At 65.3% G+C, this 15,217-nt stretch carries 8 protein-coding genes, 2 tRNA genes and 3 rRNA genes; 10 read left to right on the plus strand and 3 right to left on the minus strand.

What is annotated here, in order from left to right:
• The 5 genes from VKH46_15505 to rrf form a co-directional block, all read left to right on the plus strand.
• Positions 1-649: ribosomal RNA gene (locus VKH46_15505) — 16S ribosomal RNA — on the plus strand; the annotation flags it as partial.
• 161 nt (positions 650-810) lie between these two features.
• Positions 811-887 (plus strand) — tRNA-Ile (locus VKH46_15510).
• Positions 888-980: 93 nt separating this feature from the next.
• Positions 981-1,056: transfer RNA gene (locus VKH46_15515), tRNA-Ala, on the plus strand.
• A 127-nt stretch (positions 1,057-1,183) separates the two neighbouring features.
• Positions 1,184-4,163: ribosomal RNA gene (locus tag VKH46_15520) — 23S ribosomal RNA — on the plus strand.
• 108 nt (positions 4,164-4,271) lie between these two features.
• A 5S ribosomal RNA gene (gene rrf, locus VKH46_15525) occupies positions 4,272-4,388 on the plus strand.
• 244 nt (positions 4,389-4,632) lie between these two features.
• Here the strand turns inward: rrf and VKH46_15530 are convergent.
• Positions 4,633-6,639, minus strand: a complete 2,007-nt coding sequence (locus tag VKH46_15530) for a tail fiber domain-containing protein (protein HKB72252.1) — start codon at positions 6,637-6,639, stop codon at positions 4,633-4,635.
• A 146-nt stretch (positions 6,640-6,785) separates the two neighbouring features.
• Here VKH46_15530 and VKH46_15535 point away from each other — a divergent pair, with 146 nt between their 5' ends.
• Positions 6,786-8,300, plus strand: a complete 1,515-nt coding sequence (locus tag VKH46_15535; GenBank protein ID HKB72253.1) for a glycosyltransferase family 39 protein — start codon at positions 6,786-6,788, stop codon at positions 8,298-8,300.
• Positions 8,301-8,379: 79 nt separating this feature from the next.
• Here the strand turns inward: VKH46_15535 and VKH46_15540 are convergent, their stop codons facing one another.
• Entirely contained in the window at positions 8,380-9,864 is a 1,485-nt protein-coding gene (locus VKH46_15540) for a hypothetical protein (GenBank protein HKB72254.1), read from the minus strand.
• 151 nt (positions 9,865-10,015) lie between these two features.
• Between VKH46_15540 and VKH46_15545 the strand changes: the two genes are divergently transcribed.
• From VKH46_15545 to VKH46_15560, 4 genes are all read left to right on the plus strand, one after another.
• Positions 10,016-11,182, plus strand: a complete 1,167-nt coding sequence (locus VKH46_15545; protein ID HKB72255.1) for a SpoIIE family protein phosphatase — start codon at positions 10,016-10,018, stop codon at positions 11,180-11,182.
• Positions 11,183-11,256: 74 nt separating this feature from the next.
• Positions 11,257-11,814 (plus strand): GNAT family N-acetyltransferase, encoded by a 558-nt coding sequence (locus VKH46_15550; protein ID HKB72256.1) that lies wholly within the window; start codon positions 11,257-11,259, stop codon positions 11,812-11,814.
• A 40-nt stretch (positions 11,815-11,854) separates the two neighbouring features.
• Positions 11,855-12,259, plus strand: coding sequence for a hypothetical protein (locus tag VKH46_15555; protein HKB72257.1), 405 nt, complete (start codon positions 11,855-11,857; stop codon positions 12,257-12,259).
• On the plus strand, positions 12,256-12,870 hold the full coding sequence (locus VKH46_15560; protein ID HKB72258.1) for a protein tyrosine phosphatase family protein: 615 nt from the start codon (positions 12,256-12,258) through the stop codon (positions 12,868-12,870). The genes VKH46_15555 and VKH46_15560 overlap by 4 nt, the downstream gene beginning before the upstream one ends.
• Positions 12,871-12,901: 31 nt before the next feature.
• Here VKH46_15560 and VKH46_15565 read toward each other — a convergent pair.
• On the minus strand, positions 12,902-15,217 hold a 2,316-nt coding region (locus VKH46_15565; protein ID HKB72259.1), incomplete at its 5' end, for a tetratricopeptide repeat protein.

Below are 15,217 nucleotides of genomic sequence, written 5' to 3' on the forward strand. Positions count from 1 at the left end.
GCAAGGCTGAAACTCAAAGGAATTGACGGGGGCCCGCACAAGCGGTGGAGCATGTGGTTTAATTCGATGCAACGCGCAGAACCTTACCTGGGCTTGAACTGTGGTGGACAGCTCTAGAAACAGAGTCTCTCCTTCGGGAGCCGCCATAGAGGTGCTGCATGGCTGTCGTCAGCTCGTGTCGTGAGATGTTGGGTTAAGTCCCGCAACGAGCGCAACCCCTATCCCTAGTTGCCAGCGAGTCAAGTCGGGCACTCTAAGGAGACTGCCCCGGAAATCGGGGAGGAAGGTGGGGATGACGTCAAGTCCGCATGGCCTTTATGTCCAGGGCTACACACGTGCTACAATGGGCGGTACAAAGGGTTGCAAAGCCGCGAGGCAGAGCTAATCCCAAAAAACCATCCTAAGTACGGATTGCAGTCTGCAACTCGACTGCATGAAGCTGGAATCGCTAGTAATCCCGGATCAGCACGCCGGGGTGAATACGTTCCCGGGCCTTGTACACACCGCCCGTCACATCACGAAAGTCGGCTGTACCGGAAGTCGGTGTGCCAACCCGCAAGGGAGGCAGCTGCCCATGGTATGGTCGGTGATTGGGGTGAAGTCGTAACAAGGTAGCTGTAGGAGAACCTGCGGCTGGATCACCTCCTTTCTAAGGGAATGAGTCGCACGGAGCTCTCTCGAGAGTCTCTGTCGCGGTCTCGACACCTAAGGTCGATCGTCGGCCTCCTCGATTCAGTTTCCAGGGAATCGGTCCCGCCCGAAGGCGAACCGGATCTTTTCAGATGGAAGTCGATCGTCTCGCGCTTTTCTGGGCCTGTAGCTCAGTTGGTTAGAGCGCACGCCTGATAAGCGTGAGGTCGGTAGTTCGAATCTACCCAGGCCCACCATCCGCCGTCGCTCGCCGAAAGCGAGCTATGGCGCGATGCCACCGCCGGAGCGCCTTGCGCGAAGGCGGGCGCGGGCAGCCTCATGGCCGTCACGGGGCCGTAGCTCAGTTGGGAGAGCGGCGGCTTTGCAAGCCGTAGGTCGTCGGTTCGAACCCGATCGGCTCCACCACCCATGAATTTTGGAGCTCGCTCACGCGAGCGCGCTCCAAAATTCATAATTGATCCGACGAGATCACGGTCTTTGACAAAAGAATCGGGTAAATCAAGATACAGACAACGCGTCTTAGGTATTTTATGGTCAAGCTACTAAGGGTGGACGGTGGATGCCTTGGCGCACAGAGGCGATGAAGGACGTGGCAAGCTGCGATAAGCCCGGGGGAGCCGCAAACAGGCTTTGATCCCGGGATTTCCGAATGGGGCAACCCCTTCCGGGTCATACCGGAAGATCCTTCGCTGAATTCATAGGCGATGAGAAGCTAACCCGGGGAAGTGAACCATCTCAGTACCCGGAGGAAGAGAAAGCAATTGCGATTCCGTCAGTAGCGGCGAGCGAAAGCGGAACAGCCCAAACCTCGAGGGCGCAAGTTCTCGGGGGGTTGTGGGGCGGAATACGGCGTAAGCCAGGAAGTTACCAAAGACCAACTTAGCCGAAGGCTCTGGAAAGTGCCGCGAAACAGGGTGACAGCCCCGTAGGCGAAAAGTTCGGTCTCTTCCCGTTCCGTTCCCGAGTACCACGGGGCACGAGAAACCCTGTGGGAATCCGGGTGGACCATCACCCAAGGCTAAATACTCCTGTGCGACCGATAGTGAACCAGTACCGTGAGGGAAAGGTGAAAAGAACCCCCGTGAGGGGAGTGAAATAGTACCTGAACCCGTCCATCTACAAGCAGTGGAACCACCATGGGGCAACCCGGTGGGACCGCGTGCCTTTTGCATAATGAGCCGGCTAGTTAATTTCAGCGGCAAGGCGAAGCAACGTGCAGAGCCGTAGCGAAAGCGAGTCTTAATAGGGCGTCCCAGTCGCTGGGATTACACGCGAAGCGGGATGATCTACCCTTGGTCAGGATGAAGCCTGGGTAACACCAGGTGGAGGTCCGAACCGGTGTTGGTTGAAAACAACTCGGATGAACTGAGGGTAGGGGTGAAAGGCTAATCAAATTCCGTTATAGCTCGTTCTCTCCGAAATAGCTTTAGGGCTAGCCTTGCGTGAATGTCAACGGTGGTAAAGCGCTGGATGGACTAGGGGCCTTTCCCGGTTACCGAATCCAACCAAACTCTGAATGCCGTTGAGCACTGCGCGGGAGTCAGACAGTGGGGGATAAGCTTCATTGTCGAAAGGGAAAGAACCCAGACCGCCTGCTAAGGTCCCTCAATCGTGGCTAAGTGGAAAAGGATGTGGAGACGCCCTGACAGCCAGGAGGTTGGCTTAGAAGCAGCCATCCTTTAAAGAAAGCGTAATAGCTCACTGGTCAAGCGGCTCCGTGCCTACAATTCAACGGGGCTCAAGCCACGTACCGAAGCAGCGGATGCGGAGAGATCTTCGGATCTTTCCGCGTGGTAGGAGAGCATTCCAATCTGGTTGAAGTCAGACCGCGAGGACTGGTGGACGGATTGGAAGAGACCCTGCCGGCACAAGTAGCGAAAAAGCAGATGAGAACTCTGCTCGCCGTAAATCTAAGGATTCCTGAGCAAGGTCAATCCGCTCAGGGTTAGTCGGTCCCTAAGGCCAGGCCGAAAGGCGTAGCCGATGGACATCAGGTCAAAATTCCTGAACCGCCGAAGAGTCGTTATCACGAAGGGGGGACGCAGGAGGCTAGACGTACCGGGTGTTGGACATCCCGGGCCAAGCTCGTAGGTGGAAGAGACAGGCAAATCCGTTTCTTCACTAACACCGAGAAGCGAGTGCGAGACCGCAAGGTCACAAAGTCGTCGATGCCACGCTGCCGAGAAAAACCTCTAAGGAGACTCTTGGGCGACCGTACCGCAAACCGACACAGGTAGATGAGGAGAAAATCCTAAGGCGCTCGAGTGAAGCGTTGTCAAGGAACTCGGCAAATTAACACCGTAACTTCGGAAGAAGGTGTGCCTCACAGGGTTGAGGGGTTCGCCCCCGAGGCCTCGTGGGGTCGCAGTAAAACGGCCCAAGCGACTGTTTAATAAAAACACAGGACTCTGCAAAGTCGAAAACGACGTATAGGGTCTGACGCCTGCCCGGTGCTGGAAGGTTAAGGAGAGTGGTCAGCCGCAAGGCGAAGCTACGAACCGAAGCCCCAGTAAACGGCGGCCGTAACTATAACGGTCCTAAGGTAGCGAAATTCCTTGTCGGGTAAGTTCCGACCTGCACGAATGGCGTAACGATTTGGGCACTGTCTCGACAACGCGCTCGGCGAATCTGTAGTACCGGTGAAGATGCCGGTTACCCGCACGTAGACGGAAAGACCCTGTGCACCTTTACTATACCCTGGCACTGAATTTCGGCGTTGTCTGCGCAGGATAGGTGGGAGCCTATGAACCTGGGGTTTTGGCCTCGGGGGAGGCAACGGTGAGATACCACCCTGATAGCGTTGGAATTCTAACCCAGACCCCTAATCGGGGTCGGGGACCCTGCCAGGCGGGTAGTTTGACTGGGGCGGTCGCCTCCTAAATTGTAACGGAGGCGCCCAAAGGTTCTCTCAGGCTGATTGGAAACCAGCCGTAGAGTGTAAAGGCAGAAGAGAGCTTGACTGCGAGACCGACAAGTCGAGCAGGTACGAAAGTAGGGCTTAGTGATCCGGTGGTTCTGTATGGAAGGGCCATCGCTCAACGGATAAAAGGTACGCCGGGGATAACAGGCTGATCTTGCCCAAGAGTTCACATCGACGGCAAGGTTTGGCACCTCGATGTCGGCTCATCGCATCCTGGGGCTGAAGCAGGTCCCAAGGGTCCGGCTGTTCGCCGGTTAAAGCGGTACGTGAGCTGGGTTTAGAACGTCGTGAGACAGTTCGGTCCCTATCTCGTGTGGGCGCAGGATAATTGAGTGGATTCGTCCTTAGTACGAGAGGACCGGGACGAATGAACCTCTTGTGCACCGGTTGTCGCGCCAGCGGCACGGCCGGGTAGCGATGTTCAAAAGGATAACCGCTGAAAGCATATAAGCGGGAAGCCTTCCACAAGATGAGTTATCCCGGGGGCAACCCCCTGAAGACCCGTGGGAGATGACCACGTTGATAGGCGGGATGTGGAAGCACTGTAAGGTGTGAAGCTGACCCGTACTAATCGGTCGTGCGGCTTGACCATAAAATTCTTAAGCCGCGTTGGTCTGAAATCTTGATTTTGCTCGCGCGTCCCTCGATGGGAGGGAGGCTGCGTGCGCCCGATTCTTTTGAGAACCTGGTAACAGGTTTTCTCGGTGGCTTTAGCGAAGGGGACCCACCCGTTCCCATTCCGAACACGGCAGTTAAGCCCTTCAGCCCCGATGGTACTGCACGGGAAACTGTGTGGGAGAGTAGGACGCCGCCGGGGAATTAAAACTCGAAGGGCCCAGACGTCGTCTGGGCCCTTCTCCTTTTCAACCTCACCCGGCGCTTCGCGCCACCCTCTCCAAGTGGAGAGGGTATGAAGGCCCTGCGGCAGCGGACTGCTCTTCCGGGGGAGTTCGAAGGGCGGCCCTCGGGGTCATCCAGGCGGCCACCCCTTCCGGTGCGCGAGGCGCGTGGCCGCCGCAGGACGCCGCCGCGCGATTGTTCGATGAAGGACTCCGCGACTCCTATCGAGCGCTCTTCTCGAGGCGCTCGACCCGCCGGGTCAACTCCTGCAGCGCGCGCTCCTGCGACTCGATCCGGCGCGTCTGCGAATCGAGTTGCTGCTGCTGCTCCTTGATCGCCTCGACGAGGATCGGGGTCAGGCCGGCGTAGTCGACGCTTTCGTACCCGTCGCGGTCGATCGAGACGAGTTGCGGATATACGGCCTCGACCTCCTGGGCGATGAAGCCGATGCTCTGCGAAGCCGGGAAATTACGATCCGGGAACTCCTCACGGCGCCAGTCGAAACTGACGCCGCGGAGCTGGAGCGTGCGCGCGAGGGCGCTCTCGAGTGGGGCGACGTTCTTCTTGAATCGAATGTCCGATGCTTTCGACCACGACCCGGTATATTCGCCGCTTCCGTCGCAGTAGATCGCATCGTCGGCCTGGCTATAAGCCCAGAGGCCGAAACCTCCGTTGCTCGTTGCGACTACCCCCGCCGTGGAGCCCGGTTCCACGGGAATACTCCCTGCGCTGCCCACCACACCGAAATTCACACCGCTGGTGCTCGAAGACTCTCCAAAGACCCCAATTCCTCCGGCGGCGGTCGAATATCCCGCGACTCCTTTGTATCCCCCTGAACCGGCGACCCCAATCTGCGCCGAGTCACCCCACACGCCGACGCCCGCCCGATCGAGTGACCCTGAGCCATCGCCGAGCCTCCCGAGCACGCCGATGCCGTTGGTGTCCCGGTTCAGCCCCTCCACTGCGGCCGATCCCCCCGACGTGATTCCCAGCACGCCGTGGTCGTTGAAGCTCGTGCCCTCGACGGCCGTGCCGTCGTGCGAGTCTCCCCACACGCCGGCCCATCCCGTCTCGCCGCTGATTCCGTGCGTCGTGCCGTAGACCCCGGTTCCGCTTCCGCCGGTCGACGCGCTCGAGCCGTGAATGCCGTCGCCCGTTCCGGTATTCGAGATCGCGAATGCCGTACCCGATCCGCTCGTCGATCCCGAGAACGGCAGCGTCAGGCCGCCCCCGCCGCCTCCGGAGCTCGCGACCGTCAGCGTGTTCCCGGACGGCGTGATCGTGATGTTGGATCCCGCGGCGAGGGTCAGCGCACTGTGCAGGCCGTTGACGGACTTCACGACTCCCTCTGGATTGACGCCGAGCGGCGATGTGCTCGTCCCGTTCCCGATGAGCGTCGAATCGTGTGCGACCGCCGTCAGCCCTCCGCTTCCCGACGATCCGCCGAGCAGGTCGTCGCGGAAGGTCATCTCGAATCCGGTCGAGTCCTCGCTCTCGTTGGCGACCTGGGCTCCCGCGAGGAGCACCGAGCCGTCCCCGTCGATCACCGTCGCGGTGACACGGGCGTTCGTCGTCGCAATCGACGGCACCACGTCGGCGACCGACGGCTGGATCTGTTCGTAGGGAGAGAGCGGGAACGACCTCTGGCCCAGCAGTGTCCCGCTCCCGTCGAAGACCTGGACGTTGACGTCGGCCGATCCGCCGCCCGTCTCGATCAGGGCGAAGTTGTAGCGGAAGTTCTCCGAACTGCCCTGATCGACCCCCTGGATCGAGGCCGACTGTCCGGCCGAGATCGAGAAGCTCTTCGGCACGCCGGCGAAGAAGAGCCCTTCCGTGTTGCCCAGATCGTCGCCCGGCGCCTGGTTGTAGATCCGCTCGGAGACGAAGATCTCGCCCGAAGAGGTGATGCGGGCTGCGCCGAGCGCGTTCGTCAGCCCGAGCTTCGTCTCGACGACGTTCTCGTAGACGCGAGTCTCTCCCGGCGCGAGCGTGTCGTCGAAGGATGGCGGGGAAGGGTTGCTCTGGCCCGCCTTCAGGAACCGGAACGTGAAGGTCTGCGGCGCCGTCGTCAGGTTCGTCGCCCAGACGGTCGTGTAGAACTGGGCGCCGTTCTTGCCGGGAACGCGACCGACCGAAGGCAGGTATGCCTCCGTCGAGGCGAAACCGGCGAACGCCGCCGAAGACAGCAGACACACGAATGCCGCGAGAGATCCTTTCGCAATCGCCATGGCCCTTTCCCTCCGGGAAAGAAGTGTACGCCCGCGATGCGAAGTCAGCGCCCGGCTGCGCCGTCGGGGTCAGGATTCCGCGGCCGGAGAATCGGTCCGGGCCATATCATCCGCGCATGAATCCGGATTCCGTTGGGTCGGAGGCCATGCCACGCCGGGCCTTTCCGCGCGTCGCCGCGGACGCCGTCGCCGTACTCTGCGGAGCGAAGCTCCTCCTGCACCTCTTCACGAGCGTCCAGCGTTACGGATATTTCCGAGACGAGCTGTACTACCTCGACATGGCCCGCCACCTCGATTGGGGCTACGTCGATTGCGCGCCTCTCATCGCGATCTACGCGAAAGTCGCGCTGATGCTCGGCGGCTCGCTCGCCGCGCTGCGAATCCTGCCGGCGCTCGCCGGCGCGGGCGTCGTCGCGATCACGATCCTGATCGCCCGCGAGCTGGGCGGCGGGCGCTTCGCGCAATGGCTCGCCGGCCTCGCCGCGCTCCTTTCGACCGGAATCCTCCTGACGAGCAGCCTCCTGACGATGAACGCCTTCGAGCCGCTCTTCTGGATGGGAGCGATTCTCGTCGTCGCGCGCATTCTCCGTACGGGGAATTCGCGCCTCTGGATCGGGTTCGGCGTCCTCGCCGGCCTCGGTCTCGAGAACAAGCACTCGACGCTCTTCTTCGGGTTCTCGGTCGTCTTGGCGCTCCTCCTGACGCGCCATCGCCGGGAATTCGGCAAGCGGTGGATCTGGATCGCGGGCGCCGTCGCCGTCGCCCTGTTCCTGCCCAACGTCGTCTGGCAGATCCGGCATCATTTCCCGACGCTCGAGGACCTGGAGAACGTGCGCCGGTCCGGAAAGAACGTCGTGCTCGGCCCGCTCGCCTTCACGAAGGAACAGATCCTCGACATGAACCCGATCCTGTTCCCGCTGTGGCTGGGCGGGCTCGTCTGGTTCCTGCGGGACCGGCGCTGGCGAGCGCTCGGGCTGACGTCCCTCGTGTTCTTCGTCACGATGGAGCTCGCCCACGCGAAGAGCTACTACCTCTTCCCGATCTATCCGATGCTCTTCGCCGGCGGCGCGGCCGCCTTCGAACGGTGGACGGCAAACCGCGCGAGGTGGTCGAGGGCCGTCGCCGTCGCGGTCGTCGTTCTCGCGAGCCTGCCGCTGATCCCGCTGGCGACGTGGCTGCTGTCGCCGGAGCGTTATCTCGCTTACACCCGGGCCATCGGATTCACGCCGAGCAAGGCCGAGGTCCACCACGAAGGGCCGCTCCCCCAGCCGATGGGGGACCAGTTCGGCTGGCCCGAGCTCGTCGAGCAGGTGGCGAAGATCTACGACGCTCTCCCCCCGGCGGAACGGGAGCAGACGGGGATCTGGACCGGCAACTACGGCGAGGCCGGCGCCGTCGATCTCTTCGGTCCGAAATACGGCCTCCCGCGCGCGCTCTCGCGCCATCAGAACTACTGGTACTGGCCGCCGGACCGCACGTACGAGAACTTCATCGTCCTGCAGTGGGATCGGCAGGACGTCGAGGACAACTGCGCGTCGTGGCAGGCATTCCCCCATTTCCATCCGCTCGGCATGGCGGAAGAAAACGTCCCGATCTATCTCTGCCGCGGCGCGACGTTCGACGTGCGGAAGGTCTGGTGGAACTCGAAGCACTGGAACTGAGGAGAGGCGGGGACCCTCGCCCTTCGCGCCGGATTCCGGCAGCGGCACCGCAGTCGCGCGCCGCCGCGGCCGAAACTCCCTACTCGGGTCCCCGACGGCCGCCGATCGCGATACTCCCTGGAGTGGGCGCGGCGTCCGGCGCGACGCACGCGCCCGCGCGCCCGCCTGCCGGATCGAACCCTCCCCACCACGTTCCCCAGCGGCTCTCGCCTCCGTCGGCCGCCGCCGCGTATTCCTGGAGCGTCCAGAGCCGGACGCCGTCGGGATCGACGACGGTCTGGGAGAGGTCGCCCCAGCGATTGCGGCCTCCGCCGTCGAGCCTCTCGTACGGCGCTTCGCCATTCTTGAGGACGCGGATCTCCGAAAGCGCGGCGTCGCCGCCGCACCCGGCGCGGACCGAATATCCGGCCGAAGCAAAGGCATCGCCGGAGAAGAGCGAGTACCCGATCAGGGCCTCGTCGTCCGCGTTCACCGCGATCGACGGGAAACCGAGCCACGCCGCTCCGGCCGCGTCGCCGATCCGCCCGAAGGCGCCGAGGGCGCCGTCGGAGCCGATGCGCCACCACTGGATCTCGGTATGGAGGGGAGCGGAGGCGGTCGCGGGGATGGTGACGGTCTGGACGGCCCAGAGACGACCGTTGCGGACGCACGCGCTCGCGATCTCGTCCTGGTCGGAGACGATCTTTCGCGTCGAGCCCGCCTGCGGAAGGGACTCGAGGGGCGAAGGAGCGTCGCTCCATGTCGCGGGCGCCGTCACGATCTTCGACGGCGCGAGGCTCGCGGTCCCCCCGCCGTCGGAGAGGCGCAGGAGGCGGATCCGCCCGCGGCCGAGATCGTTTCCGCTCACCTCCTGCACGAGGAGCTCGTCGGCTTCGTCCGGATCGAGCGTGACGGCGGGAGCGATCGGTGAGCCGGGCGAATTCAGCGTGAGGCGCGTCGCGGCCGGGCTTCCGGCGAGGAGCGCGGCCTTGTCGATTGCCCAGATCGCGCTCCCCGAGAGATAGCCGCTTGCCGAGACGAGATTCGACGTGACGACGATCCAGCGGGCGTTGTATCCGAGGAGCGGAAATTCGGCGTAGTTCCCGCCGCCGACGGGAAGCGTCCGAAAAGTCCATCCGCGCGTCGGGTCGGTCCCGTCCGAAACCGCGAGCAGCACGGCGGGCGCGCCGGCGATTCCCTCGGTCGCGATCACGGCGATCCAGCGGGCCGAGAGCGCGTCGTAGGCGACGCGCGGGTCGAAAAGGAGATCGCCTCCCGAGACGGGCGCCCAGAACGCCGCCGGCGTCCAGCTTCGGAGCACGGCGCCGTCGCTCTTGCGCTGCGCGACGAACGTGGTGTTGAGCATGACGATGAGATGGTCGGGTCCTGCGGCCCCCTGGAGGTCCGGCGGCACGCCGCCGCCGCCGTCGACGGCGCCGGCGAAGGACGACGAAAGAACGAGACCGGCCGCCGCGGCGGGCCGCATCGCCGCGATCGCGACGAGAAGGAGAACGGCGGCGAAACACGCGGGGCGGCGCAGGGAGCTCCCGAGGCAGACACCGGTGAAACGGATGGACCGGGGCACGACCGGGGGAGCTTATCGCAGGAGGCTCCGCAGGGGCGCGGGCGTCGAACGCCGCGCTATCATGGCGGAGGAAGAAGGGGCGGGTTCGCGGGAGATCTCCGCCGAAGCGGCGGCAAACCGGCAACGGAGCGAACGCCCTCCCGGTGACGGAATGACGGACGGAATCTCGCGGGAAGACGCGGTCGCGTTCGTTCACGCGATGGCGGGCGCGGCCAACGCGCGCGATTTCGTGCGGCTCGCGGAGTTCTACGTCGACGACGCCGTCGCGATGAGCCCCGTTCTCGGCGAGCTCAAGGGCCGGAGCGCCATCGTCGGGAGCTGGGAGGCCCTCTTCACGAAGTTCCCGGACTGCGCGATCGAAATCTCGGACATCTTCACCGACGGCGACCGGATCGCGTTCCTCGGGACGGTTACCGCGACCGATTCGAGCGGATGGTTCGGCCTGCCGGCGACCGGCGCGCGGATCCGCTACCGGGAGACGATGCTCTGCGCGATGCGCGGCGGCAGGATCGCGCGCGAAGACCGGGTCTACGAGACGGCCTCGGTCGTCGAAAGGCTCGAGAAGGCGCGGCTCGACCGGGAGTTGGATCTCGCGGCCGACGTCCAGACCGCGCTTCTCTCGCGGGCGGCGAGCGAGGGAACGCACTGGCAGGCGGCGGGCGATTCGATCGCCTGCCGCGAGATCGGCGGAGATTTCTTCGAGATCCTCGAGCTCGCTTCGGGCGGGCTGGCGATCGCGCTGGGCGACGTCGAGGGAAAAGGCGTTCCGGCAGCCCTCGTCGGAGCGATGCTGCACGGGATGTTCGTCGCGGACGCGCAGTCGGGGCTGAGCCCGTCGGCGACGCTGCGCGGGATGAGCCGGCAGCTGGCCTCGCGTTACGAGGGGAGCGAGGAGCTCGTCACTCGCGGCAGCGGCTCCCGGTTCGCGACGCTCGTGTACGGAGTGCTCGCGCCCGACGGAAGGTTCGTGTATTCGAACGCGGGGCACCATCCCCCGGCTGTCTTCACCAGCTCCGGGATCGCGCGGCTGACCGCGGGGGGGCCGGTCCTGGGCGCCTTCGCGCACGCGGCCTACGACGAGGAGGTGGTGCGGCTGCGCCCGGGCGACGATCTGCTGATGTTTTCCGACGGCGTGACGGAGGCGCGCAACGGCGACGACGAGGAATTCGGCGAGGTGCGGCTTCTCGCCTCGTTCGCCGAGAATCGCGGGTGCCCGCCGGCCGAGCTCTTGAACCGCGTGTTTCGCCGGGTGCGCGAATTCGTCGGGGACGTTCCGCCGGCCGACGACATCACGGCGACGGTCACGCGTCGACGCTGACCGCTTCCGTCCGCGCCCCCCGAACGGGATCTCCCGCGTTTGCGCCCCCGGGCCCGTCGTCGTATGGTCGGCGCATGACGGCTTCCCTGGCGGCCGTTTCCGAGCCGGTCCTCGAAACCGAACGCCTGCGACTCCGCCGACTCGACGAGAACGATGCCGGATTCATCCTCCGACTCGTCAATGATCCGGACTGGCTGCGCTACATCGGCGACCGCGGAGTACGGACGATCGAGGACGCGAAGCGCTACATCGCTTCGGGGCCCGCCGCGATGCACGAGCGGCACGGCTTCAGCCTGCTCGCCGTCGAGCGGAAGCACGAGCCCGGCCCGATCGGGATCTGCGGCCTGATCCGGCGGGAGACGCTTCCCGACGTCGACATCGGCTTCGCGTTCCTGCCCGACTTCCGCGGCGCGGGATATGCGCTCGAGGCGGCGTCGGCGGTCCTCCCGTGGGCGCGGGACGTGCTGAAGCTTCCGCGCCTGATTGCGATCGCCTCGGTCGACAACGCGCGCTCGAGGAGTCTCCTCGAGAAAATCGGGCTCCCGTTCGAGAGAACGCTCCGCCTGCCCGGCGAGTCCCGGGACGTCGCCGTTCACGGGGTGACGTGGCGGGCCGCGGACGCCGCCGACTGACGCGGCCGGTCCGGACGCCGCACGGCGGTATCATGGCCTCATGACGACGAAGCTGACCGTATCGATTCTCCGCACGCTCGCGGAGGGCTTCGACCCCCGGTCCGGCGACGAGCTGCCGGGAGGGGGGCCGTTTTCCGATCCGGAGGTCATCCGCGCGCTCCTTGCCGGAGCCCGGGCGCTCGAGGAAGCTCCGGATTCGCACGGGTCGCACCGCGTCCTTCCGGATGCCGCGGGTCTTCCGTGGACCGAGGAGGAGGATTCCCGGCTCCTTCAGGAGTTCGATTCGGGCAACACGGATCTTCCCGGGCTTTCCGCGAGCCACGCGCGGACCCGCGGCGCGATCTTCGCGCGCCTGAGGAGGCTCGGCCGTGAGCCGGTCGCGGCGCGGCGCGCCGACGCGGGCGGTCGGCCGGCCGCGGACGCCGGTTCGAAGACGCTCGCGTGACGCGCGGCGGAAAGCAAAGAACGCCGCCGACGCGAAAGCGCCTCCTGCTCCTGGCGGTCGCCGCGGCGTTGCTCGCCGCCGGCGCGCCCGCGCGAGCGGCGCGCGATCCTCAGGCCGCTCCTTCCTCCGCCGCCCCCGCGAAGGCGCCGAGGCTCGAGGCGCTGTCCTGGGGGACGGTCGAACGCATGCACCGCCTCGACGGCGTCTACCTCGCGAGCCAGCCGGGGAAGGAAGACTTTGCGCTCGCCAAGGATGCGGGTATCAGGACCGTGATCGACCTCCGCAAGCCCGGCGAGCTCGACTGGAACGAGCGCGCGGAAGTCGAGAGGCTCGGAATGGAATACGACAACTTCGGCTTCAAGGAGCCGGAGCAGTTGACCGACGCGATCTTCGACGCGACCCGGAAACTCCTGAACGACCCGGGGAAGAAGCCGATCCTGCTGCACTGCAGCTCGGCCAACCGCGTGGGAGCGATCTGGCTCGCACACCGGGCCCTCGACGACCACCTGCCGCTCGACGACGCGATCCGCGAGGCGGAGCAAGTCGGGTTGAAGAGCACCGCCTTCCGCGATCGGGCGCGAGACTACGTCGAGCGGCGAGAGCCGCGCTAAGCCTCGCGCGCCGAACGCGCGCTCGATCGAATCAGTTCGCGGATCCGGACCGGGAGCCGCCGGCGTTCGAGGCCTGCCGCACCGCCCGGTCCCGTTCGAGCGGGAGGGGGACGGCCGGGGGCCGGTCGTCGTGCAGCACCTGCTCGCCCTCGGGCGCGCGCCCCTGGTACACATAGCCCTTCGGCCCGATCCCGGCGATCCACGGGGCCGGGTGCGCGGCAACGGGCGCAGCCTCGTCGTGCACGTGGATGGGAAGCGACTCCCGGTTGGCGAAGGGATGGTCGCGGCGGAATGTCGCCATCAACGCCGCCGCCGTCTCGTCGTCCTTGTGGTACGCGTACCAGCGCTCCTCGATTTCGCCTTCCTTCCGCCTGCCGAGCGCCTTGAAGCAGAGCATCGCGTTGTAGTGCGCCGACAGGTCCTCAGGGTCGATCGCGTAGACCTTCGCGATGGCGTCGAGCGCTTCCCGGTACTTTCCCTGGAGGAAGAGTATCCGCGCCGTCTGGTTCCAGCAGACGCGATCCTTCGGGAACCGGTCCGTCACCCGCGCCATGTCGGCGAGGGCCTCGTCGAGCTGCCCCTGCTCCTTTTCGAGCGTGGCCCGGAAGAACGCGGTCTTCGCCCAGCCGGGGCGGCGGCGCTCCGCCTCGTTCAGCGCGGTTTCGGCGTCGGCGAGGTTCCCTTCCTGGATCAGGGCGCGCGCGCGGTTGAGCGGCCCGTCCGGCTTGTCGGGAGCGAGCTCCGCCGTCTTCTGCCACGCCGCCTCGGCGCCCTTCAAGTCCCCCTGGAGGAAGAGCCCGATGCCGTAGTCGTTCCAGCGGAGCCACGCCTTGTCCGTGTTGGCCCGTTCGCCGGGTGCCGGCGCCGGTGCGCTTGCGACCGGGAGAGAAACGGTGTCGCGGGAGATTTCGACGACGGGGAGCTTCGGCGCGTCCGGGCCGCCCACGAAGATCGAGTAGTCGCGCGAGAACTTCCGGTAGTCGACCGCGGCCGAGACCGTCACGAGCCCGCGCGCGTCCGCCGGCACTTTCAGCGCGTACCGGACGAGGCGATCGGCGCCCGGGCCGATCGCGTTGTTGTACAGGCCGGTGTGGACGTCGGCGGGCTGCCGCCGGTCCATCGGCTGCCCGGTGTGGTCGAGCGCGAGCTGCGAGAGCCGGTCCGCGGCCGCGTCGAGTCGACCGTCGGCACCGAGAGTGCCGCTCTCGACGAGCTTCTTCCCGCCGTTCTCGCCGGAGAACGCCACCCACGTCTCGTTGGAGTCCGCCGTGCCGTTGGTGTACTGGTGGCCGAGCTTGCGCGTGCGCACGACGACCTCGACCTCCACGGTTTCGCCCGGCGACAGGCTCGGAAGCTCCGGCCCGATCGGGAAGATCCGGCCCCCGCGCTTGATCGCGAAGATGTCCGCCGTGAGCGACCCTTTCAGGAATTTCTCGGTCAGATCCTCCATCTCCCGGTCGCCCCGGAGCGTCGGGAGGGCCGTGTTCGCGGCGGGAAACGCGTGGTCGTGCACGAAGCCGCCCCGGCTCCCGAACTCGTCGTCGCGGAACGGGGGTAGGTGGCAGTCGCGGCACGCCTTCGGTGCGGGCGGATCGTAGAACGACCGCACGGCGAACCCGGAGACGCCCGAGTCCTGCCACGAGTCGTAATGGTCCTGGCCGCGCAACCATCTGTAGCCGTTCATCGGCGGCAGGAGCGCGACCTTGTGGCAGGTCGAGCAGAACTCGGGCTGGCGCATGAAGGGCTTCATGAACGTCTGCCGGTGGAGGGAGGGCTCCATCCGGATGAGGAGCTTGTTGACCTGGTGGAGCCAGGGGTTCTTCGCGAACGCGAACGGATACTGTTTGGATTCCTCGATCACGTAGGAACCGTTGCCGCTGATGTCCTTGACCTGCGCGATCGAGTGGCACGACATGCAGGTGAGCCCCTGCTGCGCCTCGAAGTCGTCGTACGTGAATTTGTGGAGGGTCGCCTTTCCCATCTTCCCCGAGAAGAGCACGACCGGGTCGTGGCAGCCGGCGCACCATTTCGTCTTCTCGCGGCCGACCGTGTCGGCCATCAGCTCGACGGAGCGCCGGTAGAACGGGTTGTTGAAGGAGCTGAAGTGGTGCGCGGACATCGCCCAGCGCGCGTAGCTCCCCGGGTGACATTCCTGACAGTAGGAGTTCGCGGAGAGCTTGACCGGGTCGAGGAGGCCCTGGTCGAACGTCTCGGCCGACGAGAGGAAGTACTGTGTGTCGCCGTTCCGGTTGACGACGCGTCGGGGGGGCTTTTCCGTCAGATGGAGCACGGCCATCACCGCGAGGAACCCCGCGACCGCGCCGCCCCAGGCGAAGAGCTTCTTGAA

This window comes from Thermoanaerobaculia bacterium (genome assembly GCA_035260525.1).
Classification (GTDB): domain Bacteria; phylum Acidobacteriota; class Thermoanaerobaculia; order UBA5066; family DATFVB01; genus DATFVB01.